A 14,842-nucleotide genomic window follows, 5' to 3' on the forward strand; every position below is an offset into this window, starting at 1 on the left:
GCCATGAACCTGGCTGCCTTGATCGCCGAATACCGGCGGCGGGCCGATGACGAGGTGGTGCCCTTCTTCGCGGAGGGCACCACCCTGATCGGATACGCCAACGAGGCCGTGCGGGAGGCATGCGTCCGCGCGCGCCTCCTGTTCGATGACGCGCCGCGGCCCGGCGTGACCACCTACGACGTTCAACCCGGACAGGAGCGGGTGGAGCTGGGCGAGCTGGTGCACTGGATTGAGGCGGCCAGTTTCATCCGCGCGGACGGCCGCGAGTTCGAGCTTGACCTGACCGGGTTGGATTGGATCCGTGAACACCCCGATTGGCGACGGAAATCAGCGAGCCGCCCGAAGGTGCTGGCGGATGACGGGCGCGATCACCTGCGCATGTGGCCCACCCCCAGCGGCGAAGGAACGCTGCAGCTCGCGGTCTACCGCTTCCCGCTGAAGGAAATGGCAGCCGACGATGACACTCCTGAGATCCGCACTGTCCATCACGCGGGACTGGTGGACTGGATGCTCTATCGGCAGTGGTCGCGGCCAGAGGCCGACGCCGAAGACCAGCAGAAGGCCGGCCTGGCGCTCGCACAGTTCGAGCGCACATTCGGCACCCGAGACACGGCGGACGTGATGCGCAAGCACCGCGAACGCAAGCGCGTCACCACTACCTACGGCGGCATCCGCTAAACCTGGAGCATCACCATGGCAAATACCCTCTACGATAAGGGCCGGCAGCGCTTCCTCGAGGGCCAGTTCAACTGGCTGAGCGATACCATCAAGTGCATCTTGGTGGACACCGGCGCATACACTGCGAACTTCACCACGCATGAGTTCCTGTCGGATATCCCGACCTCGGCGCGTGTAGGCACCGCCAGCGGCGTAACGCTGACGAGCAAGACAACGACCGGTGGCGCGGCGGACGCGGCGGATATCACGTTCTCGAGCGTGACCGGCCCGAGCATTGAGGCGCTGGTGCTCTACGCCGACACCGGTACCGAAGGCACCAGCCCGCTGATCGCCTACATCGACACCGCCACCGGCTTGCCCATCACCCCCAACGGGGGCGACATCATCGTTACCTGGGACAACGGTACGAACCGCATCTTCAAGCTGTGAGGGCGCAGAGATGAGCCAGAAGCCGCCAACCCAGTCACTCGCGCCCGGCGGTATCGCCGCCTTTGGCGCAATGGGAGCAGAGCTTGCCTCTGCGCTCGATTTGGCTGCTCTCTGCCGGTTGCCGCCGTACCAGATGTACGTCGCCGAGCGGGAGCCGAACCATGTCGGCTTGGATGCAGAGCGCTATGCAATAGAGCGGACCGCGCATGCGCAAGCTCGCGGGGAGCTGCAGCGGTGGCTGGATCGCTACATCGCTTGGCATGCAGAGAAAGGCTGCTGGTGCAGCGAAAGCCCGTTCGGCGTGGCGTAACAGAGGAGTTGGAATATGCCTGTACTGGTGCCCATCAGCGATCAGCATTTCACCATGATTGACTTCACGTTGGAGGAGCGAACGCTCGATGCGATCTTCAGCCAGTGGGCGGCCGACGTGGTAAATCCGACTCCGTACACGGCAATTGGTGGAGACGACGGCATTTCGTTGATCGATGCTCCAGCTCTCTGGCCTGGCGGTCGCGACTCGCTATCGGTGGCGTATGAAGGCGGCATCGAGGTTACTCCGCTGTACTTCGGCGCCGGCACGTCCTTTACCGCGAATCTTGCCTCGAACGGCATCAACCGGTACCAAAGCATGGACACGGGACGCCGGGTGGCGCTCATCTACCACCCGACAGGCCTTGACTCGGGTCTCTCCGAGTTCTCGGGAATTCGAAATTCCGTTGTTGGCCTGTTCCGCGGCAGCTACAACCGCACGGGTGAGGGGGTCAAGTTCGTAGCTCGAGCCGTGGCTGGAAAGCGTGTCGAAGTTGCTGTGGACAACACTGCGGCCGCCGCAGGTGTAACCGTAAAAGCTGTGGTGTTCGCCGGCACCAGCGTGGTTTCGGTTGCGGACGTTGGGACCATTCCGCGTGGCCAGCGTTACCTGATCCAGATGACCACTCGAGGGGGAGCCGTATCAGGCACGGTGGTTGACCAAGCAGGTGCGCCGGCGGCACGCCGTGTAGTGATTCATGAACGAGAGACGGGGAGTGTCGTTGGTCGAGGAATGAGCGGCACGGATGGCCGCTACTCGATCGACGTTTCGCTGCTGCCTGGAAAAGTGATGTACGTGATTGCGCTGGACGATGAGGTCGCACCACTGACCAACGCAGTGATCGCTGATCGCGTCGTACTGCAGTAACCATGGCCACCGAGGTCGAACTCCGATTTGACACACTTCCGACCGGATACATCCCGGCGGACAGCCGTGTTCTCGATCTCGGTTACGGCGGGCCGCTGCCGAATCCACCGCCTGGCACGGTTTCTCCGTGGGGCATCGGTCGACTACCGATGCCGAGCGGGGCGACGGTGGTGCGTACCGTCCTGCCCGACCCGAAGGTTCGAGTTGATCTCGACTTCAGCACTACGCTGCCAGGCTATATCGGTCCACCCAGCAACGATGTTCCGCTCTCGTTCCAGCCCATCGGTGGGGTGGATCTGGGCATCTTCCCTGGCGGTGAGGTCTTCACCGTGTTGGGGCAGCCGCTGGTGCGCAACCAGCAGATGCATGTTGGCCCTGCCGGGTTCCTCGCAGGCACTGTCGGCGCTGGCGTGGTTCGGAACCATCTGGCCTACGTGCGACCTGCAGGCGCCGATCAGTCCCGCTACGGCCGGCCGTTGGTCGTCAACGGCTTCCCACAGGCCTTTCCGGTAGGCATCCCCCCGAGCGGCATCGGCCGGCCGACGGTATTCAACTTCAACCAAGAGGTGCGACCGGCTGGCCTGAATGCCTTCCGCGGGTTCGGTGAGCACTGGGTGAGCCTGGGTATTCGACGGATCACGCCGGCCGGGCTGGTGGCCACGCTGTGGGGCACGCATACCCTCGCAGGAGGAGTTCGTTGGATCGACCTTTCCAATCGCGGTATCACCTCCGCCGCGTTTGGCAGTGCCGTTGCCTGGTTCTTCGAGCGTCAGGTGTTTCCGCTGTGGTTTGTCGCGACGCGCTATGGCAACGCCCGATTGGACTTCAACCACGATGTGATGCCCGAAGGGATCCTGCCAGGCCGCGTGGGAACTCACGAGGTGCACGTCCCGCGTGTGATCGTAGACGTGGCTGGACGCGGTATGGCGCCGCCACCTATCCCGCTGCACCGGGTGGAAAATTTCGTCCAGCATGCGCAGCCGATTGGTTGGATGGATGGCGGCCCCAGTGAACCGGAGCGCTTCGGCCGCGGTGAGGTCATCAACAGGCTGCAGGTGATTCTGCAGCTATTCGCACCTTCCCCCAGCGATGGCGGGGTGTTCGGATCCTTCACCCGCGTGGACAACCGGAACAAGCTGGTGCGCACGGAAGGGCGCATTCATGCGGTGATGGGTGGACCTTCAGTGGCCAACAAGGCGCGGGTCGTCCGGACCCTGCCGGATCAGGACATGGCGCGGTGGGGCATGACGCTGGTAGCGGACCGGATCCGCAGTGTAAGGCCGCGAGGTGGGGATTCACTGGCGTGGGGCAGCCCGCTGGGGAACATCGTCTACAACGCGGCGCGCGTGGTAGCTCCTGCAGGCTGGCGAACTGAGGTCTTCGGTCAGCACGGGCCGGTGTGGAGCAACCGCCAGTGGTTCCGCCACGTGGGCGTAGACCAATCCGCGTTCGGCAGGGGAATGGTGTCGTTCCGGGTTCGTGCAGTAGCCGCGTTCTCGCTGCCCAACCCGCCGCCTTTCGGAGCGGCGGTTGTGCAGCACCTACAGCGAACGGTGAAGGCTGAAGGCTGGGCTTCGTTCCGTCACGGGTTGGCCACGCTGCACCAGCGCTTCAACATCATCGCTGCCTGGGCGGTTCTGCCGCCGGCAAACCAGATGGGCAGCAATACCGTGCGCAACGTCACCCCAGAGCTGAAACAGATGGGGGCAGTGGCCACTCTTTGGGGCGACGCACGGATCTATCACCGGTGGCGATCCTTCGACATGCAGGGATTCAACGCCCAGGCCTTCGGTACACATGTCGTAAAGGACCGGCGGCAGCCAGTGTTACCCGGTGGCATTGCACCGCGGCCGATTTCGCAAACGCATGCTGTCCGCAATGTGTTTCCGGATCCACCTGCAACGAGAACGCTCGGTGTGGTTGGGTGGGACAGCGGTGAGCGCAGGGTAGGTACGCCGATCGTGCGCGAGAATGCGATCCGGCCGGAAGGCTTCATCGCTACCCAGTACGGCATGCAACTGCTCGAGTACATGGGCATAGCGCCCATTGGCATCCCACCGCCTCGCGAAATCGGTGGTAACCAGTTCGGAACTCCCTCCCTCAATGCCTGGCGGACCATCGCGCCGGTGGGTGTGGTCGCGCCGGTTCCTCCTGTTGCAGACGTTGGGCCGCGCTACGTGTGGGCTCCGCGAGGCTATCCCTATAGCACCGGCCATTGGAACGAGCTGGGCCACATCATGGATTTCTACAGTCTGTTTAATGCCAACGGCCAGCTCACCACGGAGCGTCCGGTGTGGGGCCAAGCTGGCGTGAGCCATTTCCATCGGGCGGTCACTGCTGTAGGTGTCAATGCAGGGGCGCTGGGAATCCCAGCGCTTCGGGTCAATCCCCAGTACATTCGGATGGAGGGCAGCCGATTCCAGCGTTTCGGATTCCCGAAGGTGAACGCGGGTGGTGTCGTGGAAGCCGTTGGCAAGGACCAGGCAGAGTTCGGCAGGGCCATCATCATCGAGGCCGACTATGGGCCCCGAACGGCCAAGCCATCTGGGATCGTCGGGCTCAGCTTCGGGCTTTCCGAGGTCCAGCTCTTCCATCGCCAACTGCTGGGGCGCGGCTGGGACAGCTTCACGATCAGCTCGCCGGCGGCGCCATCATGGCCGCGGCGATCGCACTGGGTAAGCCACGCATACCCGCCGTTCAACGCGCAGGGCGCGGACATGGCGGTTTACGGATTGCCATGGGTCAGCAACGCGATTCGCTCCGTGTCGCCAGCCGGATTTGGAGACGGGGCGGTAGCTGAGTACACGCCAGGCCACTTCGCGGCGCGCATGCGTGTGCGCCGCACCGGGCGGGTTGTCAGCGCTTCGGTCGGGCCTGCCGGCAGCGTGGGTTGGCCGTCGATCAGCATGGGTACACGCTACGTCTGGCCCCGAGCGCTGGCGGCAGGTGGAAGCGGCGTTCCGCTGCTGGCGAGCACCTCCATTCTGCGCCCAAGCGGGTTGCAGGCCGGCGAATTCGGAGACATCGATCGGTGGGAGGCCGGGCACGCCAAGGTCCACGGTACCGATATGGGAGCGAGCGGGAACGCGATCATTCTGCGCGGGGTGCGTGCCGCCGGGTTTGCCGGCACGGTCGGCGCGCCGAGAGTTGGCCGTCCCGTCGCGCCCCACACATTCCGGGCAGACGCAGTAGGAGTGCCGACCGCCATCGCACGCTGGTGCGGCAATAAGGCAATGGCCGCGCAGGGAAGCGCACACGGCCGAGTAGGGATTCCGAAAATTGACACAGGACAGGTGAGCCCATGACTACTCCGCTCGGCCCGTGGCCGCTGGGAATGGACAACGTGAGCGCGTCCAGCACGCTCAAGCGAGACGAGGAGGGGCGGCAGGTTGCGCTGGTCGATGCCGCGAACGTCGACATTGACCGAGACGGCAGGCCTGGGCGGCGCCGTGGCGCACGCTTGGTACATGCGCGCGCGGACCTCCACAGCATCTGGTCCGGAAACGCCGGGGCGTTCGTGGCCGCTGGGGCAGAGCTGCTTTCTGCCCCCGACCTGCAACCGATCGCGCTGCTGAATAGTGCCGACCCATGTACCTATGCAGAGGTCAATGGGGACGTGATTGTGGGAAATCGGACGACATTGCTGCGCGTCAAAAACGGCCGCGCAGCGCCCCTCGGAGTCCCTGATGCGCCTCCGCCGGCAGCTTCTGCAGGTGAGTCTGGAGGCATGCGCATGGGGCGCTACGGCGTCGCTGTGGCCTTTGTCTCCGATCAGGGTGAGGGAGGCCTTTCATCGCTGCGGTTCGTAGACGTGCCCGACGGAGGCGGAATCATCCTGTCCGCGCTGCCGACTGCGGGCGATGCTACGGCCCTACGTATCTACCGGACCCATCCGAACGGCGAGGAGCTGTACCGAGCGGCTGAGATCCCGCTCGGCTTCCCAAGCTACCACCTGGGCAACGGCGGGCTCGACGCCGCCGCAGACACCCGAAACCTGCGTCGCATGCCCCCAGGGCAGCATGTCGCCTCGTTCCAAGGCTATCTGCTAGTAGCGCACGGAAACGTGCTCCGGTTCAGCGAACCCCTCCGCTACGGCCTGCATTCGCCGCGGCACGGTTTCGTGCAGTTCCCGCACCGAATCACGATGCTTGCTGCCGTCGGGAGGGCCGTGTTTGTAGGGACGAGCGCAGGTGTCATAGTCCTGCGAGGGCCCCGTCCTCGCGAGTGGTCCCAGGACATGACGGGCGCGCTGGCGCCGATCGAGGGCGCTGTTGCTGTGGTCACGTCCGGGGCACTGCGCACTGAACAGCCCGGCCAACGGATGGCCGTATGGCTGGCGCCCAACGGCTACGTGCTCGGAACTGAGGATGGGGCTGTGATCGAGCTGCAGGCAGATCGGATTACCGGTCTGATCCACGCTGCAGGCGCCCTGTGCGTTCACGGACGACGCGTCGTCGCCGCAGTCGCGTAGTACGATTGCAGTCGATGGCTGGGCATGGGCCCGGCCATTGTTGTGGCTGCAAGGTTCCACATGTCACACCATAAATCCACCAAGGAAACCGCCATGACTTCGAAGCTCGAACCGTTGATCCATACCGCCACCAAGAAGATGCGCAACTGGTTGCGGCGCTGGGATCGCCACCTTGCAGACGCACTGCGCCAGGGCAACTTCCGGGTCACGCCGGAAGGCATCGTGGTCTTTGATGACAAGGTGCTGCGCAACGCCTACTTCCATCGGGTCGTCGGGCGTGATGACGACTACACGGTTGACCACAACCTGCTGGTCGATCAGGGAATCATGAAGGCGTTGGGTGTCATGTTCTTCACCGATGCCAAGATCCCGGCCTGGTACCTGACGATGGGCAACGGTGCGGCCAATCCGGGCGCGGGCCTGACTGCCGCCAACTTCGCCTCGACACTGGGCGAGATCACCTCCACGACGGAGGGCTGGAGCAATACCACTCGGCCGAAGTGGAACCCTGCTGCGCCTGCCGCGAACGTCATCAGCAACGTGGCCAACAAAGCGCAGTTCAACATCGTGTGTGCGACCAGCATCAAGGTCACGTGCGGCATGCTCGTTTCCAGCGATGTTCGTGGCGGCACCGATGGCACGTTGTGGTCGGCGGCGCGTTTCAGCAATGAGCGCGAGCTGTACAACGGCGAGGTGTTCGAACTGGGCTACCAGACCAGCCTGACCGGTTGATGTGAGCCCCATGCGCTACGGGCCCGCCCGCGTCGTCTACAGCGGCGACAAGGAACGTGCGCAGGCCTTTCTGCCGAAGGGCCTGCAGCTCCTGCGCAATGCCCAGGAGCGCCAGCGGCTGGGTGGCTTGAACGTCCTGCGCGATTACCAGGTTCTGGACGACGACAGCTACTGCTACGTGATACTGGGCGGCGGCATGGCCGCGGTGCATATCGTCGCCGGGTACGCGCCCTCGGTGGGCGAAGTCGAGGTGGAGCGCAATGTCATTCCGGACTTTGTTTCCGGGGTCATTCGCAACGGGTACATCGAGTCCGCTTCGCGCTGGGAGGGTGACAGTCGACGGGTGCTCTCTCAATTTCATCCCACCTTGCGTTGCGCGGAAACCTATAGCCTGTGGGGGAAGAAGGTGCAGGTTCCTTCCTATGGTTATCAGGAGTTCGAGCGCCTGGCTGTGGAGCCGCTGCAGGGCTTCCCCGAGTTGCGCAACCCTGCAACAAGCGGACAGGCGGCCGAGCGCGTCTATTCGCAGTACACGCTGCTGCGCCCGACCATGTACTCGGGTGCGATGCGGGGGCTTGTACAGGCACTGATGGGCTTCGGCCGCCAGCGCCGTCTGCCCCCCGCGAAAGATGGGCAGTCGCGCGGGCGGGAAATCAGCCTGTACGAGAAGATCCGTAGTGGGCCAGCGCAGACCGACGTGGACGGTGGTACACCGCCATCATCCCGATCCACGTCCACATACCTCACGGAGGTGGCCAACGAGGGGCTGCAGGTTCGCTACGACTGGAAGTTCTACCGCACGCACGGCCTGACGCGGGCAGCGGATGGCCGCTGGTGGTTGGTGGAGATCAGTGGCAGTGCGGGAGTGATCGCGATGCCACTGCCGCTGCATGACGCCACGTTGAGCAGCACGTTCCGTGAGCTGCTCGAGCAGCGTGGAGACGTTGACGCGCTCCACCTCATTGAGCAGTTCGGAGGCTTCCCGACAGGCGAGCCGTTCCCCAAAGCAGGATCACTGGAATCATGGATCCGTGCGGGACGGGTTGTGCGCCTCGCAGCACGAGCGGATCTAGCTGAATTTTACCGTCACAGTCCCTACTCATCGGATATGGGCTGGGCGTTCAATCTGCGTGGCGACGAAGCGCACAATACAGCCTGGCGCTTTGGGGACGATGACCTGCAACGCGGGGTTCACTACGCCATCAGCTTGCAGATCGGCGCGGTCCGGCCGGTCAAGGAAACGGCTGATAGCCCGCTGTTGAAGCGCCTCGAGCGGATGCGCGATGCTGGTTTGTTCCCGGATCGAATTGACGCGGCAATCTGGAAGGCTACGCGCATGTCAGCAAAGCAGCGCGCCCTGGCAATCGGTACCGATGAGGCGGTGTTTCGATACGTCGATGCGCTGGCTTTGGAGCCTATTGCGGTGGGTAGCGCTCGAGTGAGCAGGGTGAGCGAGGGCTTCCTGTGGTTCTCGCCGGCGGCCAAGCAGGACAACGGAAACATCATCAGGTTTCCTGAAACGATGCTGGGTCACCTGGTTTCGCACTCCATGCAGCCTGCGTCGCGATTGGCGGAGCAGCCGGCCCTCTGCCACACGACCATGCATGTTTTCTTCGCAGGGAACGACCTGAAATGGGTCAAGTTCTACTGGGTTCGGGAATCAAGCGCACCAGCGCAGAACACCAGCGACTTTGAAGACTGCATGTACGTCGGCCAATGGCGCGCACATGACGAGGCGGGAACGCGACGCATCCCAATGATGTTCTACACGAACGATTTCGACCACCGTGAGGAGCTTCCTGCGGGTACCGTCGACACCCATATTGAGAGCAAAGACCTCGGATACTCGAGCGTCGATGTCATTGACTTTGGACCGCCCTATGCGAATGAGGGCTCCGTGACGCGCACCAAACGATTCCTTCGCCGTACCGAGGTGCGGCGCGTTTCGTTCCCGGACTTGGGTAGCGGCGTGGCGGTACCCTTCGGCGATCGCGAGAGCTACTACTATGCCTGGCGCCGCGGCCACGCCGGCACCGAGCGTGAGGTGCAGCACGAGTATCGCTATCTGCTTGACCCGCACCACTACGAGCATTGGCGGAACCGCGCTCCGTGGTCGGGCGGCGAGTGGTCAAGCGGCGTAGGCTGGCCGCCGAGCGAGGGTGAGGAACCCGGTACCAGCTACTGGATACGCCTCGAACAGCATCCGACTGGCTACGGTCCGGTGACTCAGCGCACTGTGTGCACGCCCGGCGTCCGCCACGCGCACTACAACTGGCTCGCCGGCACGGCCTGGCACGACGGCAACAGCTACAGCCCCTACGACTGCGGCGATGCCGCCGATGAGGGACCGTGGCTTTCGGGCGGGGAGCATGCGACTTCACTGGCGTACTCCGTCCCTGAGCCCCCTCTCCCCGTGCCGGTGAGGGAGTTGTCACCGCCGGGAGGCGAGTACGAGGTCTGGTGGATCAGCAGCTCGACTTTGGGGCAGATACGCACGCACCGCGAGGAGGGGCTGGGGTTCGGCCTTTGGGCTACCCCGTCACCGACGGTGGATACCAACCTGACCCAGTACATCGAAGCGACCTACAACTGCCTGGGCGAGGCCACGTCTGCGCGGTATGGCCTGAATCTCAACGGCGGAAGCCGAGCGGTGGGTGTACCGCAGTATCCAGGCATGGAGAGCCGCCCCCTCACCTACATCGGAGTAATCGACGGTGGCTGAACATCAGTGCCTGATGCTGGAAGACGGGATCTACCATTCCGAGCAGTGGCTGATCGCGAGGAATGACTTGCTGACCGACGCTGGAAGCGCGGTAGAGGCATACTCCTTCGGCCTGTCCGTGTCGCTACGCGACTCTGCCATGGTGCTCGAGAGCTACATTGGAATTCGAACTCTGGGGCTTGCTGAGGCCGGGGTTTGGCAGGAGGTCTACCGACCGGTCGCCTTGCCCGAAGCGCTGCTGCTAGACCGTGGAAGGATCGGCGAGCGGTGGATGACGCGGCGGTCGGTCACGATGTCGGACGCCGGCGCTTGGGGAGAATCGTACGGCGGCAACAGCCGCCTGGCGGTGCAGGAGCGCGGTGCGTTTTCTGAGCAGTACGTGCCGACCGGATCGCCGTCCGCAATGCTTTCGGACATCGCCAAGGGGGGGGAGCGGTATTCAAGCGCCCGCACCGGAGCCTTGGCCGAGCTTGGTCATTGGGGCGAGCTCTTCACTGCAGCGCGTAGCGCGCTCCTGGCCGATGCTGGGCGACTCGGTGAGATCCTCTCGGCGGAGGCCAATGCGATCGTGTTCATCCGCGAGCGCGGCGTGTTGGCCGACCAGTTCACCGGCATTGGGCGGCCTCGCGGACTGCTGGTAGACGCTGGATGGGGTGATGAGCGATATCTGCCATCGCCGCCGATGCCGGCCGGGGATGGGCATACCGCGCGGCGCGTCGGGATGACCACGGGCTGGACTGCTAACACCGACACCTGGGCCATGAGCCGCTACACCGATCTGCCGATGAATTCGCTGGCGGTGATTGACGGCGTGTTGTACGGCGCCGGCGATGCCGGACTGTTTCGCCTTGAAGGCGAGAACGACTTCGGGCTGCCGATCAATGCGCACGTGCGGACTGGCAAGCAGGCCCTGACCGGCGAGCAAACGGCGACGATGCGGACGGTGTATGCCGGCGCAACCACCGATGGACGGTTGCAGTTGACGGTGGATGCCGCCCCCAAGGGCGTGCCTGTGTTCTACACCTACGATTTCGAGCCGCGCCTGGCTGAAGACCTGGCGCCCCAGCGGGCGAAGTTGGGGCGAGGCCTGAAGTCTCGCTACTGGCAGGCGACCATCGGCAACAAGGCCGGTGCTGATTTCACGATTGACAGCGTGTCGGTGCTCGATAGCGCCGGCCAGAGGAGGGTTTGATGGACAACTCTATCGCACCGTCGAATGACACGAAGAATGCCTATCAGGAGGCCATTCGGAACGTCAACAACGCCATGGAATACATGATGGGTGCGGCCGGCGAATGGCTGGGCCGGACCGAAACCAGCATCCACAACCTTGGACGCTGGACGCCGGCGCAGGAGCTGACGCCACCGGATATACGGCCCAGTGAGGTCGTTGTTGGCGATATGCCGACCTTTACCCCGCCCGATCCGAACTTGCTGGGGGAGGTGGGGGAGGTTGTGCCGCCGCCCTACGAGGATCTGCTGCACCTTATCGATGATCTTGATCTCGATGATCCTGGCCCGTTCCAGCCGAGCGTTGGCTTGCCGGTGATGCCGGCTACTCCGGCGCCGCTGAACCCTGGCGCCGCCCCCGAGCGGCCGGCGGTGAACCCGGTCGAGTTGCCGGTTGAGCCTGATCTGACGTTGCCTGCGGCGCCCTCGCTGGAAGCGCTCACGTTGCCGCCCGTGCCACAGGTGGACATTCCACCGTTCGATGTGGAGGAGGTGCCCACGTTCAATACCGATGTTCCGAGCCTGCGGTTCGACTGGCAGGAGCAGGAGTATTCACCGATGGCCCTCAACGAACTGTCGGCCAGCATCAAGCAGATGCTCGCCGGCGGTTTCGCGATGCCACAGGCGGTGCAGGACGCGCTATGGGCGGCCGCAGTGGAGCGGGAGGATGCGACCGCGCGTAAGGCGATCAGCGCGGCGGCTGATGACTGGGCGGCACGTGGGTACACCATGCCGCCGGGCATGCTTGTGGAGCAGGTGAACGCTGTCCGGGAACAGGCGGCGCTGAATGCCAATGGTCACAGCCGGGATGTGTTCTCGAAGGCTGCAGAATGGGCGATTGAGAATCTTCGAACTGCGGTTGCGCAGGGAATTGCCCTGGAATCGATGTGGTCGCAGCATTGGCAACAGACCGCGCAGAGGGCGTTCCAAGGCGCCGAGGTGATGCTCGGTGCAATGAAGGATGAGTTCAACCTCCATGCCGCGGCGTTCGGCCTGCGGCTGCAGAGCATCCAAGCCAAGCGGGAGGTGTTCGAAGCGCGGCTGCGTGCGGAGTTGGCCAAGCTGGACATTCTGCGTGCGCAGATCGAAGCGGAGCAGTTGAAGGGCACGATCAATGAGCAGAGGGTTCGGATTTATACCAGCCAGCTCGAGGGGGTGAAGGTGCTGGCCGACATGTTCAGTACCCGGCTGCAGGGGGCAAAGATCCGGTCGGAGATCGAGCGCGACAAGATCGACGCCTACAAGGTGGATGTGGAGGCCTGGGATGCGCGCCTGAGTGCCGAAAAGACCCGGTTTGAGGTGTACGACTCTCAGGTGCGGGGTGAGGTGGCCAAGGTGCAGGCCTTCGAAGCCGAAGCGCGGGCCTATGCCGCCACTGTGTCTGCCGCCAGCGACCGCAACAACTCAAGACTGCGCGTGATCGAGGCGAAGCTGAGCGCCACGGATGCCAGCGTGCGGAAGTTCCTGGGCCTACTGCAGTCTCAGACAGCGGTAGTCGCAGCGCGAAAGGACGCGATCACTGCGCGGGCTCAGACCTATGCGGCTGATACTCAGCGGTGGGGCGAGCAGATGCGATATGCCGGCCAGGCTGAGGAGATCCGGGTGCGCGCCCAAGAGGCATCGGTGCGAAACAACATCGCGTACTTTGAGGTGGTCAGCCGTCAGTTCGAAGCACGCATGCAACGTTTGCAGCAGGTCGCGCTGGCCCTGAAGGACGCGATGAGCTCGGCGGGCCAGATGTCCGCTCAGATGGCCGCCGGCGCGATGAGCGCTATCCATGCCTCCGCATCGATCAGCGGCAGCGGCAGTGCCAGCGATTCGACTTCGGTCAGCCGCAGCTACAACTATTCCGGCGAGATCGCCGACGCCTCGTAACCACGAAAGGAACCGCCATGGCAAACGACCAACAGAAGCCCTATCCGCAGGTCAGCAGCACCTTCGCGCCTGCAGCGACGGCAAATCTCACTGGCGCCGACTACCGTGTAGGCCGGGGCCTGAGCAGCGGCGCGGTACCGTCCCTCCAGGCGGCGGCCGGACAGCCGGCGGCCGCTGCGGCACCCGCGCCGGCGGCGGGAACGCGGTTCGGCCGTGGGCTGCGTACCTGGGCCGACGAAACCGAGAAGGTGCACCGTCGAACGGTGAATGCGGGGCTGGGGGCAGCCGAAGGCCTGGCCAACGCCGCTCTGGCACCCGGCCGCACGCTTGGCGGCTTCGCTCGGGACGCAGTGAGCGGCTTCAATGGCACTGAGCACCCGGATGCCGGTAAACCGCTCAACCTGCGGGTCACGCTGCCCCGATTGAGCGCAGCGGCGGCCGCGCCAGCGGCGGGCGCCGTTTCAGCGGACAGCCCGGCAGCATCAGGCGCTACGAGCGCATCGCCTGGCCCGGTGGGAGCTGCCGCGGCATCGCCGCAGGGGCCGACGGTGATCGTGAACGATGGCACGGTTGGGGCGCCGGAGAACCCCTACCTCAAGGACGATCCGAAAGCTCTCGTGCCGGGTATGCGAACGCTGGACGGCCAGCCGGGCGGAGTTGCCTCGCGCATCGGCGAACACGGCGAGAACGTGTACGACAACGCGAGCCTAGCCCGCCTTGGCCAGAACGAGAATCGCAACACGCTGGGCGCATTCGACGCGCGCACCGTTGCCGGACTGCCCGCCAGCCTGCCCGTGGTCGGCGCCGGGACCGCCGGTACCGGCGCGGTGGGTGCTGTGATCGGCATGCCCGGCGAAGCGGAGCGGCGCGCAGCGATGCGGCAGAGCGAGCTGGCCACGGACCTGCGGACCAAGGGGCGCGGCAGCCCGAGCATGCGCCGTGCGTTGGTGGATCAGTACCAGGCGGAGCAGGGCAACGCGGTCAGCATGGCGAACAACGCCGCCAAGATTGCCAGCGATGAAGGGCTGGCCGGTGCGAGCCTCGCCGCGCGCTCCGCCGAGGCTGGCGCTGATCGGCAGCTTCGCGGGCTGGGTCTGGCGGCCGACATTGCGCAGCGCAACCAGCAGGGCCAGCAGGTGGCTCGCATGCTGACGGGTGCCGATGGAAATGCCTATGGGCTGACCAACGATGGCGCCGTGCGGCAGATCACCGGCGCCGACGGCAAGCCATTCCGTGGGGCGGCCGACGCTGCCGGGGCGATCACCCCGAAGGTGCGACTCGACTTCCTCGGCGAGCAGCGCAAGAGCATCAACGATTCCCTGGGCCTCAGCGCCGAAGAGAAGGCCTCGGCGCTGGCTGACGTGGATGCCCAAATTGCTACACTCCTCGGCGGCAATCAGGTTCCACAAGGCGGACCTACGCCGCCGGAGGCGGCCATTGCCCAATTGCGAGCCAATCCCGGCACGCGCGCCCAGTTCGACGCCACGTTCGGCGCTGGCGCAGCGGCCCGCTACTTGGGGAAATAATC

The 14,842-nt window shown here is 64.6% G+C and carries 11 protein-coding genes; all 11 read left to right on the forward strand.

Annotated elements, in window-relative coordinates; all coding sequences use genetic code 11:
- Positions 1–3: 3 nt before the first annotated feature.
- Positions 4–678, forward strand: coding sequence for a DUF6682 family protein (locus tag SSKA14_RS08850; protein WP_008265757.1), 675 nt, complete (start codon positions 4–6; stop codon positions 676–678).
- A 15-nt stretch (positions 679–693) separates the two neighbouring features.
- On the forward strand, positions 694–1,107 hold the full coding sequence (locus SSKA14_RS08855) for a hypothetical protein (RefSeq protein WP_008266645.1): 414 nt from the start codon (positions 694–696) through the stop codon (positions 1,105–1,107).
- 10 nt (positions 1,108–1,117) lie between these two features.
- Positions 1,118–1,417 carry a hypothetical protein gene (locus tag SSKA14_RS08860; protein WP_040007356.1) on the forward strand — a complete coding sequence of 100 codons (300 nt, stop codon included), beginning with the start codon at positions 1,118–1,120 and terminating at the stop codon, positions 1,415–1,417.
- A 15-nt stretch (positions 1,418–1,432) separates the two neighbouring features.
- The gene (locus tag SSKA14_RS08865; RefSeq protein WP_008265549.1) at positions 1,433–2,284 is read left to right on the forward strand and encodes a hypothetical protein; all 852 of its coding nucleotides are present in this window, start codon (positions 1,433–1,435) and stop codon (positions 2,282–2,284) included.
- A gap of 2 nt (positions 2,285–2,286) precedes the next feature.
- Positions 2,287–5,589, forward strand: coding sequence for a hypothetical protein (locus tag SSKA14_RS08870; RefSeq protein ID WP_008267616.1), 3,303 nt, complete (start codon positions 2,287–2,289; stop codon positions 5,587–5,589).
- The gene (locus SSKA14_RS08875; protein ID WP_040007358.1) at positions 5,586–6,755 is read left to right on the forward strand and encodes a hypothetical protein; all 1,170 of its coding nucleotides are present in this window, start codon (positions 5,586–5,588) and stop codon (positions 6,753–6,755) included. The genes SSKA14_RS08870 and SSKA14_RS08875 overlap by 4 nt, the downstream gene beginning before the upstream one ends.
- A gap of 93 nt (positions 6,756–6,848) precedes the next feature.
- Positions 6,849–7,487: a hypothetical protein gene (locus tag SSKA14_RS08880; RefSeq protein WP_050413359.1), complete on the forward strand. Its 639-nt coding sequence runs from the start codon at positions 6,849–6,851 to the stop codon at positions 7,485–7,487.
- Positions 7,488–7,497: 10 nt separating this feature from the next.
- On the forward strand, positions 7,498–10,209 hold the full coding sequence (locus SSKA14_RS08885; protein ID WP_008267629.1) for a hypothetical protein: 2,712 nt from the start codon (positions 7,498–7,500) through the stop codon (positions 10,207–10,209).
- The gene (locus SSKA14_RS08890; RefSeq protein WP_040007359.1) at positions 10,202–11,401 is read left to right on the forward strand and encodes a hypothetical protein; all 1,200 of its coding nucleotides are present in this window, start codon (positions 10,202–10,204) and stop codon (positions 11,399–11,401) included. Before SSKA14_RS08885 ends, SSKA14_RS08890 begins: the two co-directional genes overlap by 8 nt.
- Entirely contained in the window at positions 11,401–13,314 is a 1,914-nt protein-coding gene (locus tag SSKA14_RS08895; RefSeq protein WP_008265179.1) for a hypothetical protein, read from the forward strand. Before SSKA14_RS08890 ends, SSKA14_RS08895 begins: the two co-directional genes overlap by 1 nt.
- A 17-nt stretch (positions 13,315–13,331) precedes the next feature.
- Positions 13,332–14,840 carry a hypothetical protein gene (locus SSKA14_RS08900; protein ID WP_008265542.1) on the forward strand — a complete coding sequence of 503 codons (1,509 nt, stop codon included), beginning with the start codon at positions 13,332–13,334 and terminating at the stop codon, positions 14,838–14,840.
- Positions 14,841–14,842: the final 2 nt, after the last annotated feature.

The sequence above is a fragment of the Stenotrophomonas sp. SKA14 genome (genome assembly GCF_000158575.1).
Classification (GTDB): Bacteria; Pseudomonadota; Gammaproteobacteria; order Xanthomonadales; family Xanthomonadaceae; genus Stenotrophomonas; species Stenotrophomonas forensis.

Bases quoted from the DNA above. Each gene is read 5' to 3' on its own strand.
- SSKA14_RS08850 (WP_008265757.1), top strand. From the start codon at position 4: ATGAACCTGGCTGCCTTGATCGCCGAATACCGGCGGCGGGCCGATGAC.
- SSKA14_RS08855 (WP_008266645.1), top strand. From the start codon at position 694: ATGGCAAATACCCTCTACGATAAGGGCCGGCAGCGCTTCCTCGAGGGC.
- SSKA14_RS08860 (WP_040007356.1), top strand. From the start codon at position 1,118: ATGAGCCAGAAGCCGCCAACCCAGTCACTCGCGCCCGGCGGTATCGCC.
- SSKA14_RS08865 (WP_008265549.1), top strand. From the start codon at position 1,433: ATGCCTGTACTGGTGCCCATCAGCGATCAGCATTTCACCATGATTGAC.
- SSKA14_RS08870 (WP_008267616.1), top strand. From the start codon at position 2,287: ATGGCCACCGAGGTCGAACTCCGATTTGACACACTTCCGACCGGATAC.
- SSKA14_RS08875 (WP_040007358.1), top strand. From the start codon at position 5,586: ATGACTACTCCGCTCGGCCCGTGGCCGCTGGGAATGGACAACGTGAGC.
- SSKA14_RS08880 (WP_050413359.1), top strand. From the start codon at position 6,849: ATGACTTCGAAGCTCGAACCGTTGATCCATACCGCCACCAAGAAGATG.
- SSKA14_RS08885 (WP_008267629.1), top strand. From the start codon at position 7,498: ATGCGCTACGGGCCCGCCCGCGTCGTCTACAGCGGCGACAAGGAACGT.
- SSKA14_RS08895 (WP_008265179.1), top strand. From the start codon at position 11,401: ATGGACAACTCTATCGCACCGTCGAATGACACGAAGAATGCCTATCAG.
- SSKA14_RS08900 (WP_008265542.1), top strand. From the start codon at position 13,332: ATGGCAAACGACCAACAGAAGCCCTATCCGCAGGTCAGCAGCACCTTC.